This is a genomic window from Streptomyces sp. ST2-7A, from assembly GCF_021390475.1.
Lineage (GTDB): Bacteria > Actinomycetota > Actinomycetes > Streptomycetales > Streptomycetaceae > Streptomyces.
Window position 1 is genome coordinate 71,391 of record NZ_JAJUWS010000003.1, and the last position, 14,919, is coordinate 86,309.

Below are 14,919 nucleotides of genomic sequence, written 5' to 3' on the forward strand. Positions count from 1 at the left end.
CGGGGCGGGACGGGGCCCGCCGGTGTGCGCTCACGGCCGGTCGGGGCCGGCCGTGAGGTCCAGCCTTCCCCCTTCGGGGCGGCGGGGCGTCCTTCCCCGGAGGGGAGTCCCCGGTACGGCGACGGTGGGTTCCCCCGGTCGGGGTACTCCGGACGGAGTACCCCGACCGGGGTCGGTGGCGGCCTCCCGAAATCCCGCGAGCCCGCGAGCCCGCGAGCCCGCGAGCCCGCGAGCCCGCGAGCCGACGAAAGGCCCGAACCGGGATGTCTCGTATGCTGGGCGACGAGCGGCGCGCGGGTCTCCGTTCGGCTACGCTGAGCGCGATGAAGCGCTACGGGATGCTCCTTCTTAGCCGCCGCGGCGAGGGTCTGTAGTCCACGGGACCGGCCCCCTCCCCGCGGAGTCGGCCCTGCCCGTCGGTCCTCGGATCCCCGTCATCCCTGGAGCACCCGGAACATCATGAGCGCCTCTTTCTCCCCGAATTCCTCCTCGAATTCCCCCGACTCCGCCGATTCGCCGGAGTCCCCCGATGCCCCGTCCCCCCGCTCGGCGGACGCCGACGCGATCGCCGCGAACCGCCTGCACGGCCCGACGCCGATCACCGCGGCCTCGGTGAAGCAGCGCCCCTCCGGCATGCCGATCCACCGCTACCGTCCCTTCGAGACGGTGGACCTGCCCGACCGCACCTGGCCCGGCAGGCGCATCACCGCCGCCCCCCGGTGGCTCTCCACCGACCTGCGGGACGGCAACCAGGCCCTGATCGACCCGATGTCACCGGCCCGCAAGCGGGAGATGTTCGACCTGCTGGTCCGCATGGGCTACAAGGAGATCGAGGTCGGTTTCCCCGCCTCGGGGAAGACCGACTTCGACTTCGTGCGGTCGATCATCGAGGAGGGGGCGATCCCCGACGACGTGACCATCTCGGTGCTGACCCAGGCCCGCGAGGAACTGATCGAGCGCACCGTGGAGTCGCTGATCGGCGCCCCCAACGCCACCGTGCACCTGTACAACGCGACCGCCCCCGTCTTCCGCCGGGTGGTCTTCCGCGGCGGCCGGGACGAGGTCCGGCAGATCGCCGTGGACGGCACCCGCCTGGTGATGGAGTACGCCGAGAAGCTGCTCGACGACCGGACCGTCTTCGGCTACCAGTACAGCCCGGAGATCTTCACCGACACCGAGCCGGACTTCGCGCTGGAGGTCTGCGAGGCGGTGATGGACGTGTGGCAGCCGGAGGAGGGCCGGGAGATCATCCTCAACCTGCCCGCCACCGTCGAGCGCTCCACCCCCTCCACGCACGCCGACCGCTTCGAGTGGATGTCGCGCCACCTGTCCCGGCGGGAGTTCGTCTGCCTGTCGGCCCACCCGCACAACGACCGGGGTACGGCGGTGGCCGCCGCCGAGCTGGCCGTCATGGCCGGCGCCGACCGGGTGGAGGGCTGCCTGTTCGGTCAGGGCGAGCGCACCGGCAACGTGGACCTGGTGACGCTGGGACTGAACCTGTTCAGCCAGGGCGTGGACCCGGGCATCGACTTCTCCCGGATCGACGACATCCGCCGCACCTGGGAGTACTGCAACCGGATGCAGGTCCCGCCGCGCCACCCGTACGCCGGTGACCTGGTGTACACCTCCTTCTCCGGCTCCCACCAGGACGCCATCAAGAAGGGCTTCGAGGCGCTGGAGGAGCAGGCGACCCGCGAGGGCGTATCCGTGGACCGGCTGGTGTGGGAGATGCCCTACCTGCCGATCGACCCCAAGGACGTGGGCCGCACCTACGAAGCGGTCATCCGGGTGAACTCGCAGTCCGGCAAGGGCGGCATCTCCTACGTCCTGAAGAACGAGCACCAACTGGACCTGCCGCGCCGGATGCAGGTGGAGTTCTCCCGGGTCATCCAGGCCCGCACCGACGCCGAGGGCGGCGAGGTCACCCCGGCACAGATCTGGGACGCCTTCCGCGACGAGTACCTGCCGGTGCCCGAGCGGCCGTGGGGCCGGGTCGCGCTGCGCTCGGCCCAGGCGTCCAGCAGCCACGAGGGCCGGGACGAGCTGACCGTCGAGGCCGTGGTGGACGGCACGGACACCACGCTGGTCGGCAGCGGCAACGGACCGATCGCCGCCTTCTTCGACGCGCTGCGCCGGGCCGGGGTCTTCGACGACGTGCCGGGCGACGGCGCGGACGCGGGGACGGCCGGGGAGGTGCGCCTGCTGGACTACGTGGAGCACACCATGAGCGCGGGCGCCGGTTCCCGGGCCGCCGCCTACATCGAACTGGCCGTGGGCGACCGGATCCACTGGGGCGTCGGCATCGACGCGAACATCGTCCGGGCGTCGCTGCTGGCGGTCGCCTCCGCCGTGAACCGCGCCTTCCGCGACTGATCGTCCTTCCGGCCCTCCCCGGTCCCCGGGGCGGGCCGGGGAGGGCGTCCGGCTCCCGTCGGGAACGCCCCCGCGGCCCCGTCGGTCCCACTCCGTCGCCCCCGTCCCGGGCGTTCGCCCGGGACGGGGGCGGTTCGGCCCCGGAGGGCGTCGTTCCGGCCGTTTCGCGTACCGGCGCGCCCCGACTTGCCCCGCTTCGCCCGGGAGAGAGGGCCGACCGGACTACTGACGGCAGCCCCCGGATGTGGCTAACATCACTCATCCCCTCGCGTTGTCGCGAGGGGGGTCGTCCGCACCCGGCCGGGGCGCCGCGCGGACGGTCACGGGCAATGGGGCGATTGCCGGATGACGACGGAGGTACGACGTGGTGCACTCCAGGGGTCGGGACGACCGCGGGGACGGGCATCGGCGCCGGGTGCTGGGCACCCGGACCGCCTGGCGGGTGACCGGCGACGGGGAATTCTTCTGTCCCCGCTGCGGCGGGGACCGCTGCTACCAGGAACTGACCGGCCGGCGCCGGTTCGCCGTGTTGGGCGTGTCGGTGCTGCCGCGCGGCGCGGCGGATCCGGTGGTGGCCTGCGCCGCCTGCCGGGGCCACTTCCCGCCCTCGGCGGTGACGGTCCCCACCACGATGCGGCTGGCCGGGATGCTCCGCGACGCCGTGCACGCCGTCGCGCTGGCCGTACTCGCGGCGGGCGGCGCCGAGGACCGGGGAACCCGTCGGACCGCCGTGGAGGTCATCCACGAGGCCGGGTACCCGGACTGCACCGAGGAGCGGCTGCTGACCCTGCTGGCCGTGGTCTCGGCGGAGGGGCCGCGCGGCGCGGACACCGAGTTGGGCCAGGCGCTGGACCCGCTGGCGCCGCTGCTGGCCGTTCCCGGCCGGGAGTCGCTGCTGCTGCGCGGTGCCCGCATCGCGTTGGCCGACGGGCCGTACCTGGCGGCGGAGAGCACCGTGCTGGCGGGGATCGGCCGCCGGCTGGACCTCGCGCCGGCGGACACCGCGCGGTTGCTGACCGCCGCTCGCACGCCGTCCTGAGCCGGCGGGGTCGGGCCTCCGGGGTCGGTCCCGGCCGGGACCGGGGGCGCCGGGAGGCGGGTTCCCCGCCGGTTCGGGACCGGGCACGGTACCGGCAGATCAGGGCACCGCCCGGGACCCGCCGCCCCCGGCACGGCACCGACCGGTCCCGGTGACACGACCACCGCTACCACCCGGCACGGGACCGGGACGTCCCGGGTGCTCCCCGGGGAACGGGCGATGTCCACGTCACACCGGTGCCGCGCCGTCGGGGCGCCCGCACCGATCCACATGCCGACGGGCGACGACCGTGCTCCGGGGGGCGCCCGGGCACGACCTCCGGTCTCGGCGGGCGGAACGGCACCCGCAACCGGGGGCCTCCCTCCCGCGCGCCGGTGTCCCGCCTCACTCCCGGGCGTCTCCGGTGCGGGGCGCGTCGTGCCCGCTCCCCGAGCGGGCCCGGGCCAGCAATCGCGCGGCCACCGCCGGTGAGTCGACCAGCGGATGCAGGGCCATCGCCCGCAGCGCCGCCGTCTCCGAACCGGTCAGGGCCGCCTCGATCACGGCCCGCTCCACCGCTTTCACCTGCAACATCAATCCCAGCTCCGCCGGGCCGGGCGCGGCGCAGGGCACCGGGTGGGCCCCCTCCGGGGAGAGTTCGCAGACCGTCTCGATGATCGCCCCGGGCCCCAGCGCGGGCAGGGTGTCGGCGTTGCGGACGTTGAGCACCAACCGGCGCCGACCCCCCTCCCCGCCGAACAGTCCCCGAAGCACGTCCAGGGCGACCCACTCGTAGCCGCCGCCCTCGGCGAGGTCCCGCTCGTCGCGACTCCACCCCCCGGAGGCCCGCCGGGCCTCGGCGAGGTAGGTCTCCTCGCGTTCGCGTCGGGTGCTCTCCCACAGGCGGTGGGTCTCGCGGGCCGCCTCCTCGGCGCCGGGTCCGTCCCCGGCGTCGGCGGGGTCCGCGGGGCCGAGCGAGGCCGCCTCGGCGAAGAAGGCGGACTGCTGCCGGTCCAGGAACTCCCCCCGCGTCTCGGCCGCCTCCCACGTCTTCTCCAAGCTCTCGCGCCGGAAATAGTGGTAGTACAGGTACTCGTTGGGCAGGGAGCCCAGGGCCCGCAACCAGGGGCCGCCGAACAGCCGACCCTCCTCGAAGGAGGCCAGCGCCCGGTCGTCGGCCAACAGGTCGGGGAGCAGGTCGCGGCCCCCGACCGTCAGGGAGCGCAGCCAGCCCAGGTGGTTGAGGCCGACGTAGTCGGCGCGCACGGTCTCCGGGTCCGCGCCGGCGGCCCGTGCGGCGCGGCGGATCAGCCCGGCCGGTGAGTCGCAGATCCCGATCACCCGGGGGCCGAGGACGGCCGACATCGCCTCGGTGACGATGCCCGCCGGGTTGGTGAAGTTGACGACCCGGGCCCCGGGCGCCACCTCGCGCACCAGTTCGGCGAAACGGACCGCCTCCGGCACCGCGCGCAGGGCGTAGAGGACACCCGCCGCGCCCACCGTCTCCTGGCCCAGCACCCCCTCGGCGAGGGCCATCCGTTCGTCGCGGGCCCGCCGGACGGTGCCACCGGGACGGATGGCGAAGAGCACCGCGTCCGCGCCGCGCAGGGCGGCGGCGGGATCGGTCTCCACCCGCACCGCGGGCCCCTCCCCCACCACCGGGCCGGCGACCGCGCGCAGACCGCGCAACACCCGGGCGATCACCGCCGTGCGCGCGGGATCGGTGTCGTACAGGACCAGCTCATCGACCGGGACCGACCCGGCCGCCGCCAGCAGGGCGCGGTACACCAGGGGAACGCGGAATCCCCCACCACCGATGATCGTCAGCCTCATGCCCCGGAAAGTACCGTAGAACCCACCGGCGACGCGGGACCCGGAACGGGGATCGGCCGTCCCCGGCCGTCGTCGTTCCCGACCGCCCGCCGGCCCGCGACCCACCGCGGGTCCCCTCCGCATCTCGTGCCGGGAGTTCCACCGTGACCACGCCGGGTACCCCCCGTCCAGCCGTCCCCCCCGTCGCCGTGCCGACGGCCGACGGACCGCGTCGCCCCGACCCGCTCGCCCACCTGCGACGGCCGGGCGATCCGGCCTGCGACGCGCACCTCACCGGCACGGTCTTCCTCGACATCGTCTTCACCGGCCTGGACGGCGCCCCGGTGCGCGGCACCGAGACCTGGGCCCGGGGCATGGGGTCCTGCCCGGGCGGGGTCGCGAACATGGCCACCGCGCTGGCCCGGCTGGGGCTGCGCACCCGCCTCGCGGCGGCCTTCGGGGACGACCGGTACGGCGAGTACTGCTGGGAGACCCTGGAGCGCGACGAGGGCATCGACCTGTCACCCTCCCGGGTACTGGCGGGTTGGCACTCCCCGGTGACCGTCTCGATGGCCTACGAGGGCGAGCGCACCATGGTGTCGCACGGCCACCTCGCGCCCCTCTCGCCGACCGCCCCGACCGGCGGTCGGGCCCCCGACCCGGCACGCTCCTGTGTGGCCTCCCTCGCCCCCGGAGAGCCGCAGGAGTGGATCGCGCGGGCGGCCGGGGCCGGCTCCGTGGTCTTCGCCGACACCGGCTGGGACGAGACCGGACGCTGGGACCTGTCCTCGCTGGACGGCCTGGCGCACTGCGCCGCCTTCCTCCCCAACGCCGAGGAGGCGATGCGCTACACCCGCACCGACTCCCCGCACCGGGCGGTGCGGGCGCTGGCCGAGCACGTCCCGCTGGCGGTGGTGACCATGGGCGCCCGGGGCGCGGTGGCCGCCGACGCCGGCACCGGTGAGCTGGTGGAGGTCCCCGCCCTGCCGGTCACGGTGCTGGACCCCACCGGGGCCGGGGACGTCTTCATGGCGGGCTTCGTGACCGGGACCCTCGCCGGGTGGCCGCCGGCCGACCGGCTGGCCTTCGCCGCGCTGACCGCCGGACTGTCGGTGCAGGAGTTCGGCGGTTCGCTCTCCGCGCCCTGTTGGGACCAGATCGCCGCCTGGCGCCGCCGCACCCTGCGCGCCGGCGGCGCACCGGCCCGCTACGACTTCCTGGACGCCCTGATCGTGGACATCGAACCGGGGGCGGGCGGCGGCCCCGGCGACGGGACGCGGACGGACGGCCCGGTGCCGGGCCGCCCGTTGCGCCGGGCGGTGCCGACGCTGGGCTTCGGGGACCACTCGCACTGAGACGCACGCCGAATCCGCGCCGGCGGTCGGGGCCGGCGGTTCCCGACGGACTCGGAAAATCGACCCGCCCCCAGTCGGCGCGGCGTCGTACCCTTGAGGTCCGATCCTCGAGGAGCAGAGAGGGATGACGGGCCCCTCGGGCCGCCCATGACTCAGACATCGACACCCCGCGCGGTGGGAGAAGCCACCGCCGCCGAGGCCACCGCCCGCTTCACCGTGCCGGCCAAGCACCCCATGGTGACGGTGCTCGGCTCCGGCGATTCCCTGCTCCGGGTCATCGAGCAGGCCTTCCCGGCGACCGACATCCATGTCCGCGGCAACGAGATCAGCGCCGCCGGCGACCCACAGGAGGTCGCCCTGATCCAGCGTCTGTTCGACGAGATGATGCTGGTGCTGCGCACCGGGCAGCCCATGACGGAGGACGCCGTCGAGCGCGCCATCGCCATGCTGCGCGGCGGGGACGGCGCGGAGAGCCCCGCCTCCGTGCTGACCCAGAACATCCTCTCCAGCCGCGGCCGCACCATCCGCCCCAAGACGCTGAACCAGAAGCACTACGTGGACGCCATCGACCGGCACACCGTGGTCTTCGGCATCGGCCCGGCGGGCACCGGCAAGACCTACCTGGCGATGGCCAAGGCCGTGCAGGCGCTGCAGTCCAAACAGGTCAACCGCATCATCCTGACCAGGCCGGCGGTCGAGGCCGGGGAGCGGCTGGGCTTCCTGCCCGGCACCCTCTACGAGAAGATCGACCCCTACCTCCGGCCGCTGTACGACGCCCTGCACGACATGCTGGACCCGGACTCGATCCCCCGGCTGATGGCGGCGGGCACCATCGAGGTGGCGCCGCTGGCGTACATGCGCGGTCGTACCCTCAACGACGCCTTCATCATCCTGGACGAGGCGCAGAACACGAACCCCGAGCAGATGAAGATGTTCCTGACCCGGCTCGGGTTCGAGTCCAAGATCGTGATCACGGGTGACGTGACGCAGGTGGACCTGCCCGGCGGCACCCGCAGCGGCCTGCGCCAGGTCCAGGAGATCCTGACCGGTGTCGAGGACGTCCACTTCTCCCGTCTCACCAGCTCGGACGTGGTCCGGCACAAGCTGGTCGGTCGGATCGTCGACGCCTACGAGCGGTTCGACGATCGCGAGCGGGAGCGTGCGGAGCAGGACTCCCGGACCGGGCGCGGCGAGTCTGCCGACGACGGGCGCCGCGATCGGTCCGGCCGCACCGGCCGCACCGGAAGGTGACGGGCCACAGGTCATGGCGATCGATGTGAACAACGAGTCCGGTCTGGACTTCGACGAGAAGGCCGTACTCGACATCGCCCGGTACGCGCTCGCCCGGATGCGGATCCATCCGCAGTGCGAGCTGTCGGTCATCGCGGTGGACGGCGCCGCGATGGAGCAGCTCCACCTGCAGTGGATGGACCTGCCCGGACCGACCGACGTGATGTCCTTCCCGATGGACGAGCTGCGTCCCCCCGGCAAGGACGAGGAGGAGCCCCCACCGGGCCTGCTGGGGGACATCGTGCTCTGCCCCGAGGTGGCCCGCACCCAGGGTCTGGCCGCGCCCACGGCGCACTCCATGGACGAGGAGCTGCAGCTGCTCACCGTGCACGGAGTGCTGCACCTGCTCGGCTACGACCACGAGGAGGCCCCGGAGCGGGCCGAGATGTTCGGCCTGCAGAAGGCGATCGTGGACGGCTGGCGGGACGAGCACGGGCTCACCGGCCCCTCACCGGCCCCCACGACGACGTGACCGGGCGCCCGAGCCCCGGTCCGCCCGGGTGCCCCGGTGCCCGGGCACCGGGGCACCCGTCCACCCATTGCCGATATGACGGTGTGACGACGACATGACCGGTTCCCTGCTCACCGGCGTCGTGGTCCTGGTGCTGCTGGCCTGGCTCGCCTCCTGCGCGGAGGCGGGCATCGCCCGTATCAACAATTACCGCGCCGAGGAGGCGGTACGGGCCGGTAAACGGGGCGCGGCCAAACTGGCCGCGGTCGCCGCCGATCCGGTGCGCTACCTCAACCTCGCGCTCCTCCTGCGGGTCGCCGCCGAGACCGCCGCCGCCGTACTGGTCGCCTACGCCTGCCTGGTGTCCCTCGACTCCACCCGGCAGGCCCTGGGGCTGGCCTTCGGCATCATGCTGTTGATCTCCTTCGTGGCGGTCGGCGTCTCACCGCGCACCATCGGCCGACAGCACCCGGTCACCACCACCACCGCGGCCGCCCATGTCCTGTTGCCGCTCGCCAGGGTGTTGGGGCCGCTCACCCAACTGCTGATCCTGCTGGGCAACGCCCTGACCCCCGGCAAGGGCTTCCGGCGCGGACCGTTCGCCTCCGAGGCGGAGCTGCGCGCCATGGTGGACCTGGCGGGTCGCGACCGGCTCATCGAGGACGAGGAGCGCCGCATGGTGCACTCGGTCTTCGAGCTGGGCGACACCATGGTGCGCGAGGTGATGGTGCCGCGCACCGACCTGGTCACGATTCCCCGCGACCACACCCTGCGCCAGGGATTGACCCTGGCACTGCGCTCGGGATTCTCCCGCATCCCGGTCACCGGCGAGAACGACGACGACATCATGGGGGTGCTGTACCTCAAGGACCTGGTGCGCCGGGTGCACGTCAGCCGCGACTCCGAGACCGACCCGGTGGAGACCGCGATGCGGCCGGCGACCTTCGTGCCCGACACCAAGAACGCGGGCGACCTGCTGCGCGAGATGCAGCGCGACCACATCCATGTGGCGGTCGCGATCGACGAGTACGGCGGCACGGCCGGCATCGTCACCATCGAGGACATCCTGGAGGAGATCGTCGGCGAGATCACCGACGAGTACGACCGGGAGTTGCCGCCGGTGACCCCGCTGGACGGCGACCGGCACCGGGTCACCGCCCGGCTGGACCTCGGCGACCTCGGCGAGCTGTACGGCATCGAACTGGACGACGAGGACGTGGAGACCGTCGGCGGGCTGCTCGCCAAACAACTGGGACGGGTGCCGATCGCCGGGGCGACCGCCGAGGTCGACCTCACCCGGGAACACGGGACGCCGAACCTGGCGGGGCTGCGGCTGACCGCGGAATCCCCGGCGGGACGGCGGAACCGGATCCTCACGGTGCTGGTCGAACCGATCCGGCCGGGTGACCGGGCGACGGAGGAGGACGCCGGCGGCATACCGGTGGACGACGCCCCCGGGTATGCCGACGACCCCGATGGGGCCGGGGGACCCGGCGACCCCGGCCCTCACGGTGAGGTCGCCGGCCCCGGGGAACCCGGCGACCGCCGCGAGCCCGGGACACCCCGCGAGCCGGGTACTCGGGGTGGTTCCGGTGATGACGGGGCTCCCGGTTCTCCCGGCGCCCCGGGGAGGCACGACGACCCGGCCGGGATGGAGATCGACACCGCCGATGCCGGCGGTACACCCGACCCGGGAAAGGACTCCCGCCGCCCCTGATCACCGATCGGTGAGGGAGTGACCGGCGGACGCCGTACCGGGCGCCGGTCACTCCTCCCCATGGGGCCGGCCCGGACCCCGTCGGCGACTCGTCCCGAACACGCGGCGTCGCGACATCGGGGGGGGCGGACCCGATGGCCGGGCAACCCTCCCGCCGGTCGGCGTGCCGGACACCCGGGCCCGCCCACCGCGCCCGTCGGAGGGCGCCCAACAGCCCTTATGCTGCTCGCCATGAGCGATGACGCGCTGAACCCCGAGGACCGCAAGATCATCACGTTGGCGCGCAGCGCCCGGGCCCGCAACGGCGCCCCCGAGGGAGCGGCGGTCCGTGACGAGACCGGCCGCACCTACGTGGCGTCCACCGTCGCGCTGGAGTCCCTGCGGCTGAGCGCCCTGCGCACGGCCGTCGCCATGGCCGTCGCCGGCGGCGCCCGCTCGCTGGAGGCGGCGGCGATCGTCTCCGAGGCCGGGGAACCCGGCGTCGAGGATCTGGCTGCGGTGCGGGATCTCGGCGGTGCCGGGACCCCGGTGCTGCTGGCCGCCCCGGACGGCACGCCCCGGACAACCGTGACGGCGGGCTGACCCCCGACCCGGTGCCCGCATCGGGGAGAATGGCGGGCATGACCGCTCCCACCCCGGCCCCCTCCGAGGCCCCGCACCGTTCCGGTTTCGCCTGTTTCGTCGGGCGCCCCAACGCGGGGAAATCCACTCTGACCAACGCCCTGGTGGGAACCAAGGTCGCGATCACCTCGAATCGCCCGCAGACCACCCGGCACACCGTGCGCGGCATCATCCACCGACCCGACGCCCAGTTGATCCTGGTGGACACACCCGGCCTGCACAAACCGCGCACCCTTCTCGGGGAGCGGCTGAACGACGTGGTCCGGGCCACCTGGGCCGAGGTGGACGTGATCGGGTTCTGCCTGCCGGCCGACCAGAAGGTCGGTCCCGGCGACCGGTACATCGCGCAGGAACTGGCCGGCGTCAAGCGGACCCCGAAGGTCGCCGTGGTCACCAAGACCGACCTGGTGGACCAGCGGGAACTGGCCGAGCGGCTCATCTCGGTGGACCGACTCGGCCGTGACCTGGGCATCGAGTGGGCCGAGATCATCCCGGTCTCGGCGGTGGCCGACCGGCAGGTGGGCCTGCTCGCCGACCTGCTGGTGCCGCTGCTGCCCGAGGGGCCGACGCTGTACCCCGAGGGGGACCTGACCGACGAGCCGGAGCAGGTCATGGTGGCCGAGCTGATCCGCGAGGCGGCCCTGGAGGGTGTGCGGGACGAGCTGCCGCACTCGATCGCGGTGGTGGTCGAGGAGATGCTGCCGCGACGGGACCGGCCGGCGGACCGCCCGCTGCTGGACATCCACGCCAACATCTTCATCGAGCGCAGCAGTCAGAAGGGCATCGTGATCGGGCCCAAGGGCAGCCGGCTGAAGCGGGTGGGCACCTCCTCCCGGCGACAGATCGAGGCGCTGCTCGGGACGCCGGTCTTCCTGGATCTGCACGTGAAGGTGGCCAAGGACTGGCAGCGCGACCCCAAGCAGTTGCGTCGCCTGGGCTTCTGACGTCCGATCGGCCCCGGGTCGGTACCCCCGTCGGGGCCGTTCGGGCCGTTCGGGGCCCGGACACCCACCGGGCGACGTTCCCCCGCGCCCCGCGCCCCGGTGCCCGGCACCGCGCCACTCCCCGGACTCCGGATGCGGCGAGCGGCGGGGGCGCGGCGCGGGGCCGTGGTCCGACCCACCCGCCCCCGGCGCCGCCCGGAACCGGACACCACAGGCCGGGGACCGGACCCGGCCCGACGCCGCCGGGCCGCACCGGGCCGTCCGGCGCCGTGGTCGGCCGCTCAGTCCCGGCCGGCCGGCCGGCGGCGTGGCGGCACCGGGATCCGCGTCAGGTCCTCGGCGACGGTCAACTCCCCCGTGAAACCGGCCGCCCGGGCCTGTCGGGCGAAGGGTTCCGGATCGCGGTAGCGGCGGCTGAAATGGGTCAGCACCAGATGGCGGACCCCGGCCTCGGCTGCCACTCCCCCGGCCTGGCCGGCACTGAGGTGACCGTGTTCCTCCGCGAGCGCGACGTCCTCGTCGAGGAAGGTCGATTCGATGACCAACAGGTCGCAGTCAGCGGCCAGTTCGCGCACTCCGTCGCAGAGGCGGGTGTCCATGACGAAGGCGGCGACCTGCCCCGGCCGCTCCTCGCTGACCTCCTCCAGGGCTACCCCCCGCAGCCGTCCCTCCCGTCGCAGTCGGCCCACGTCGGGGCCGGTGATGCCGCGTTCCGCCAGCCGTTCGGACAGCATCCGCCGGGAGTCCGGTTCGCGGAGCCGGTAGCCGAAGGACTCCACCGGGTGGGAGAGCCGCGCGGCGGAGAGCGTGAAGGCGGGAACCCGGGCGATCACGCCGTCGGCGGCGACCGGTTCCTCCCGCAGCGCCACGCTCTCCCGATAGGCCGTGGCGTACCGCAGGCGTTCGAAGAAGTGCCGTCCGCTCGCCGGGAAGTGGGCGGTGACCGGGTGGGGGACGCCATCGAGGTTGATGCGCTGGATCACGCCGGGCAGACCCAGGCAGTGGTCGCCGTGGAAGTGCGTGACGCAGATCCGGGTGATGTCGTGGGCGCTGACCCCGGCCCGGCCCATCTGCCGCTGGGTGCCCTCGCCGGGGTCGAAGAGGATGCCCTCGCCGTCCCAGCGCAGCAGGTAGCCGTTGTGGTTGCGGTGCCGGGTGGGCACCTGGCTGGCGGTGCCGAGCACCACGAGTTCGCGCACGGGGATCTCTCGCCGGTGGGCCGGTGGGCCGGTGGGGTGGGGACGGACGGGCCTGACGGTAACGCGGGTCGGGATCAGCCGGGGGGCCACTCCAGGCCGCGACCGGCCAGCACGTGCGCGTGAACGTGGAAGACCGTCTGCCCGGCGCCCGCGCCGGTGTTGAGCACGATCCGGTACCCGGTGTCGGCGACCTTCTCCCGCTCGGCGACGACCCCGGCGGTCGCCAGCAGGTCGGCGGCGATCAGTGGGGCGCCCTCCGCCAGGGAGACCGCGTCCGGGTAGTGGGCGCGGGGGATCACCAGGACGTGCGTGGGGGCCTGGGGGTTGATGTCCCGGAAGGCCACCGTGGTCTCCGTCTCCAGGACCACGGTCGCCGGAACCTCACCGGCCACGATCTTGCAGAACAGGCAGTTCGCGTCGGGTTCTCCAGCCATGCCGGGGATGCTACCGGTTCCCGGGACGCCTCGTAGGATGCCGGGCGGACGGCAGGGACGGAATCACGACGGTCGGGATCGGGGTGTGGACGGGTGATACGGGCGGGGACCGGAACGGGCGGGACCGACGACACGGGGACGGCGGAGGCACGCCGGGGCGGAGGGATCGGCGACGCCCGGGCTCGGACACATCGACCCCCCGGGCCCGGCGCCCGACTGATCGACGCGGGCTCCCGACCGGTGAACGCGGCGGGTGGGGCGGTGTTCCGGATCGCCTTCGGCGTCGCCATGACCGTCAACGTCCTGCTCTACCTGCCGTACCTGGTGCACGAGCACTACATCGCCCCGGGCTTCTCCTTCGGCTACCCGCCACTGGAGTTCGTCCGGCCGCTGCCCGGCCCGGGGATGTACGCCGTCTACACGGCGATGGGGTTGTTGGGTCTCTGCATCGCGGCGGGGCTGTGGTACCGGGCCTCGTGTGCCGTGTTCTGCGCGCTCACCACCTACGTCTTCCTGCTGGACTCCGGTTGGTTCCAGAACCACGAGTACCTGATCTCGCTGTTGTCCTTCCTCATGATCTTCCTTCCCCTGCATCGCCGGTGGTCGCTGGACGCGCGGCGCCGCCCGGAGGTCGGGGGCCGCACGATCCCGGCGTGGATGATGTGGTTGCTGCGGTTCCAGATCGCGGTGCCCTACTTCTTCGGTGGCGTGGCCAAGATCAACCACGACTGGTTGCGCGGCGAACCGCTGCGGATGTGGTTGACCGAACGCACCCATGTCCAGCTCATCGGCCCGCTGTTCGAGCACGAGCCGGTGGTGTGGTTCATGACCTACGGCTCGCTGGTCTTCGACCTGGTGGTGGTCGGTTTCCTGCTGCACCCGCGCACCCGGCCGTACGCCTTCGCGGTGGCCCTCTGCTTCCACCTGCTCAACGCCCGACTGTTCGGCCTCTACGTCTTCCCCTGGTTGATGATCGCCGCGACCACCCTGTTCTTCCGGCCCGATTGGCCCGAGCGGTTGGGCCGGTGGACACGGTCCCGGTTCGGCCGCCGGCCGGGGCCGGGGGCATCCCCCCACAACGCCCCCGGGCCGGTCGGTGCCGTCGGCGCGGTCGGGAGCTTCCCGGGGGACCCGGCGGTGCCGGGGATCCGGCCGGACCGGAGCCCGCACCGGGTGGCCCGCACCGGGTGGGTGCGGGGGCTCGTGACGGGCTGTCTGGCCCTGTGGGTGCTCGTCCAGGTGCTGCTCCCCCTGCGGCACCTCGTCCTCCCCGGCACCGTGAACTGGACCGAGGAGGGGCACCGCTTCGCCTGGCACATGATGCTGCGCGCCAAGCAGGGCGAGGCGGAGTTCCGACTGAGCGACGGGGAGCGCGTATGGCGGGCGGATCCCTCGGCATACCTGACCCCGGCGCAGGAGCGCCTGATGGCGGGACATCCCGAGCGGTTGGCGCTCTTCGCCCGCCACCTGTCGCGGGAGCACGACGACGCCGAGGTGCGGGTGGTCGCCGATGTCTCGCTCAACGGCCGTGAACCCGCCCCGCTGGTGGATCCGGAGGTGGACCTCGCCCGGGTGCCGATACCCCGGTGGGGCGCGGCCGAGTGGATACTCCCCCTGGAGGAGCCGCTGCGCCGCGCCGACGGGGGGTGAGCCCGCCGGCACGGCACCACGGCGGCACGGGAGCGGCACGGCGACGGTGCGCGGC

11 protein-coding genes and 1 pseudogene are annotated in these 14,919 nt (G+C 73.6%); 9 read left to right on the plus strand and 3 right to left on the minus strand.

Going from position 1 to position 14,919, the window contains the following annotated elements; all coding sequences use genetic code 11:
* Positions 1-633: 633 nt before the first annotated feature.
* Together leuA and LZF96_RS02925 are read left to right on the plus strand one after the other, a co-directional pair.
* Positions 634-2,373 (plus strand): 2-isopropylmalate synthase, encoded by a 1,740-nt coding sequence (gene leuA, locus LZF96_RS02920; RefSeq protein ID WP_233865484.1) that lies wholly within the window; start codon positions 634-636, stop codon positions 2,371-2,373.
* 364 nt (positions 2,374-2,737) lie between these two features.
* Positions 2,738-3,412 carry a zinc ribbon domain-containing protein gene (locus LZF96_RS02925; protein ID WP_233865316.1) on the plus strand — a complete coding sequence of 225 codons (675 nt, stop codon included), beginning with the start codon at positions 2,738-2,740 and terminating at the stop codon, positions 3,410-3,412.
* A 384-nt stretch (positions 3,413-3,796) separates the two neighbouring features.
* Here LZF96_RS02925 and LZF96_RS02930 read toward each other — a convergent pair whose 3' ends face one another.
* Positions 3,797-5,224: a 6-phospho-beta-glucosidase gene (locus LZF96_RS02930; protein WP_233865318.1), complete on the minus strand. Its 1,428-nt coding sequence runs from the start codon at positions 5,222-5,224 to the stop codon at positions 3,797-3,799.
* 188 nt (positions 5,225-5,412) lie between these two features.
* Here LZF96_RS02930 and LZF96_RS02935 point away from each other — a divergent pair, with 188 nt between their 5' ends.
* The 6 genes and pseudogenes from LZF96_RS02935 to era all read left to right on the plus strand — a co-directional run bounded on the left by LZF96_RS02935 (position 5,413) and on the right by era (position 11,581).
* Complete coding sequence (locus LZF96_RS02935; RefSeq protein ID WP_233865485.1) at positions 5,413-6,558, plus strand: PfkB family carbohydrate kinase; 1,146 nt, start codon at positions 5,413-5,415, stop codon at positions 6,556-6,558.
* 147 nt (positions 6,559-6,705) lie between these two features.
* On the plus strand, positions 6,706-7,809 hold the full coding sequence (locus tag LZF96_RS02940) for a PhoH family protein (RefSeq protein WP_233865320.1): 1,104 nt from the start codon (positions 6,706-6,708) through the stop codon (positions 7,807-7,809).
* A gap of 13 nt (positions 7,810-7,822) precedes the next feature.
* Positions 7,823-8,320 carry an rRNA maturation RNase YbeY gene (gene ybeY, locus LZF96_RS02945; RefSeq protein ID WP_233865322.1) on the plus strand — a complete coding sequence of 166 codons (498 nt, stop codon included), beginning with the start codon at positions 7,823-7,825 and terminating at the stop codon, positions 8,318-8,320.
* 94 nt (positions 8,321-8,414) lie between these two features.
* Positions 8,415-9,722 (plus strand): annotated as a pseudogene (locus LZF96_RS02950) (hemolysin family protein); the annotation flags it as partial.
* A 513-nt stretch (positions 9,723-10,235) separates the two neighbouring features.
* Positions 10,236-10,598, plus strand: a complete 363-nt coding sequence (locus LZF96_RS02955) for a cytidine deaminase (RefSeq protein ID WP_233865323.1) — start codon at positions 10,236-10,238, stop codon at positions 10,596-10,598.
* 29 nt (positions 10,599-10,627) lie between these two features.
* Complete coding sequence (gene era, locus LZF96_RS02960; RefSeq protein WP_233865486.1) at positions 10,628-11,581, plus strand: GTPase Era; 954 nt, start codon at positions 10,628-10,630, stop codon at positions 11,579-11,581.
* A gap of 281 nt (positions 11,582-11,862) precedes the next feature.
* On the opposite strand, the gene LZF96_RS02965 is transcribed toward era, so the two are convergent.
* Together LZF96_RS02965 and LZF96_RS02970 are read right to left on the minus strand one after the other, a co-directional pair.
* Positions 11,863-12,786, minus strand: a complete 924-nt coding sequence (locus LZF96_RS02965; protein WP_233865487.1) for a ribonuclease Z — start codon at positions 12,784-12,786, stop codon at positions 11,863-11,865.
* A gap of 68 nt (positions 12,787-12,854) precedes the next feature.
* Positions 12,855-13,214: a histidine triad nucleotide-binding protein gene (locus tag LZF96_RS02970; RefSeq protein WP_233865324.1), complete on the minus strand. Its 360-nt coding sequence runs from the start codon at positions 13,212-13,214 to the stop codon at positions 12,855-12,857.
* A 240-nt stretch (positions 13,215-13,454) separates the two neighbouring features.
* Here LZF96_RS02970 and LZF96_RS02975 point away from each other — a divergent pair, with 240 nt between their 5' ends.
* Positions 13,455-14,864 (plus strand): HTTM domain-containing protein, encoded by a 1,410-nt coding sequence (locus LZF96_RS02975; RefSeq protein ID WP_374203072.1) that lies wholly within the window; start codon positions 13,455-13,457, stop codon positions 14,862-14,864.
* The last annotated feature ends 55 nt before the right edge of the window (positions 14,865-14,919 follow it).

Excerpts from the sequence above, each read along its gene's own strand:
- leuA (WP_233865484.1), top strand. The coding sequence starts at position 634 with ATGCCGATCCACCGCTACCGTCCCTTCGAGACGGTGGACCTGCCCGAC.
- LZF96_RS02930 (WP_233865318.1), bottom strand. The coding sequence starts at position 5,224 with ATGAGGCTGACGATCATCGGTGGTGGGGGATTCCGCGTTCCCCTGGTG.
- LZF96_RS02940 (WP_233865320.1), top strand. The coding sequence starts at position 6,706 with ATGACTCAGACATCGACACCCCGCGCGGTGGGAGAAGCCACCGCCGCC.
- ybeY (WP_233865322.1), top strand. The coding sequence starts at position 7,823 with ATGGCGATCGATGTGAACAACGAGTCCGGTCTGGACTTCGACGAGAAG.
- LZF96_RS02955 (WP_233865323.1), top strand. The coding sequence starts at position 10,236 with ATGCTGCTCGCCATGAGCGATGACGCGCTGAACCCCGAGGACCGCAAG.
- era (WP_233865486.1), top strand. The coding sequence starts at position 10,628 with ATGGCGGGCATGACCGCTCCCACCCCGGCCCCCTCCGAGGCCCCGCAC.
- LZF96_RS02970 (WP_233865324.1), bottom strand. The coding sequence starts at position 13,214 with ATGGCTGGAGAACCCGACGCGAACTGCCTGTTCTGCAAGATCGTGGCC.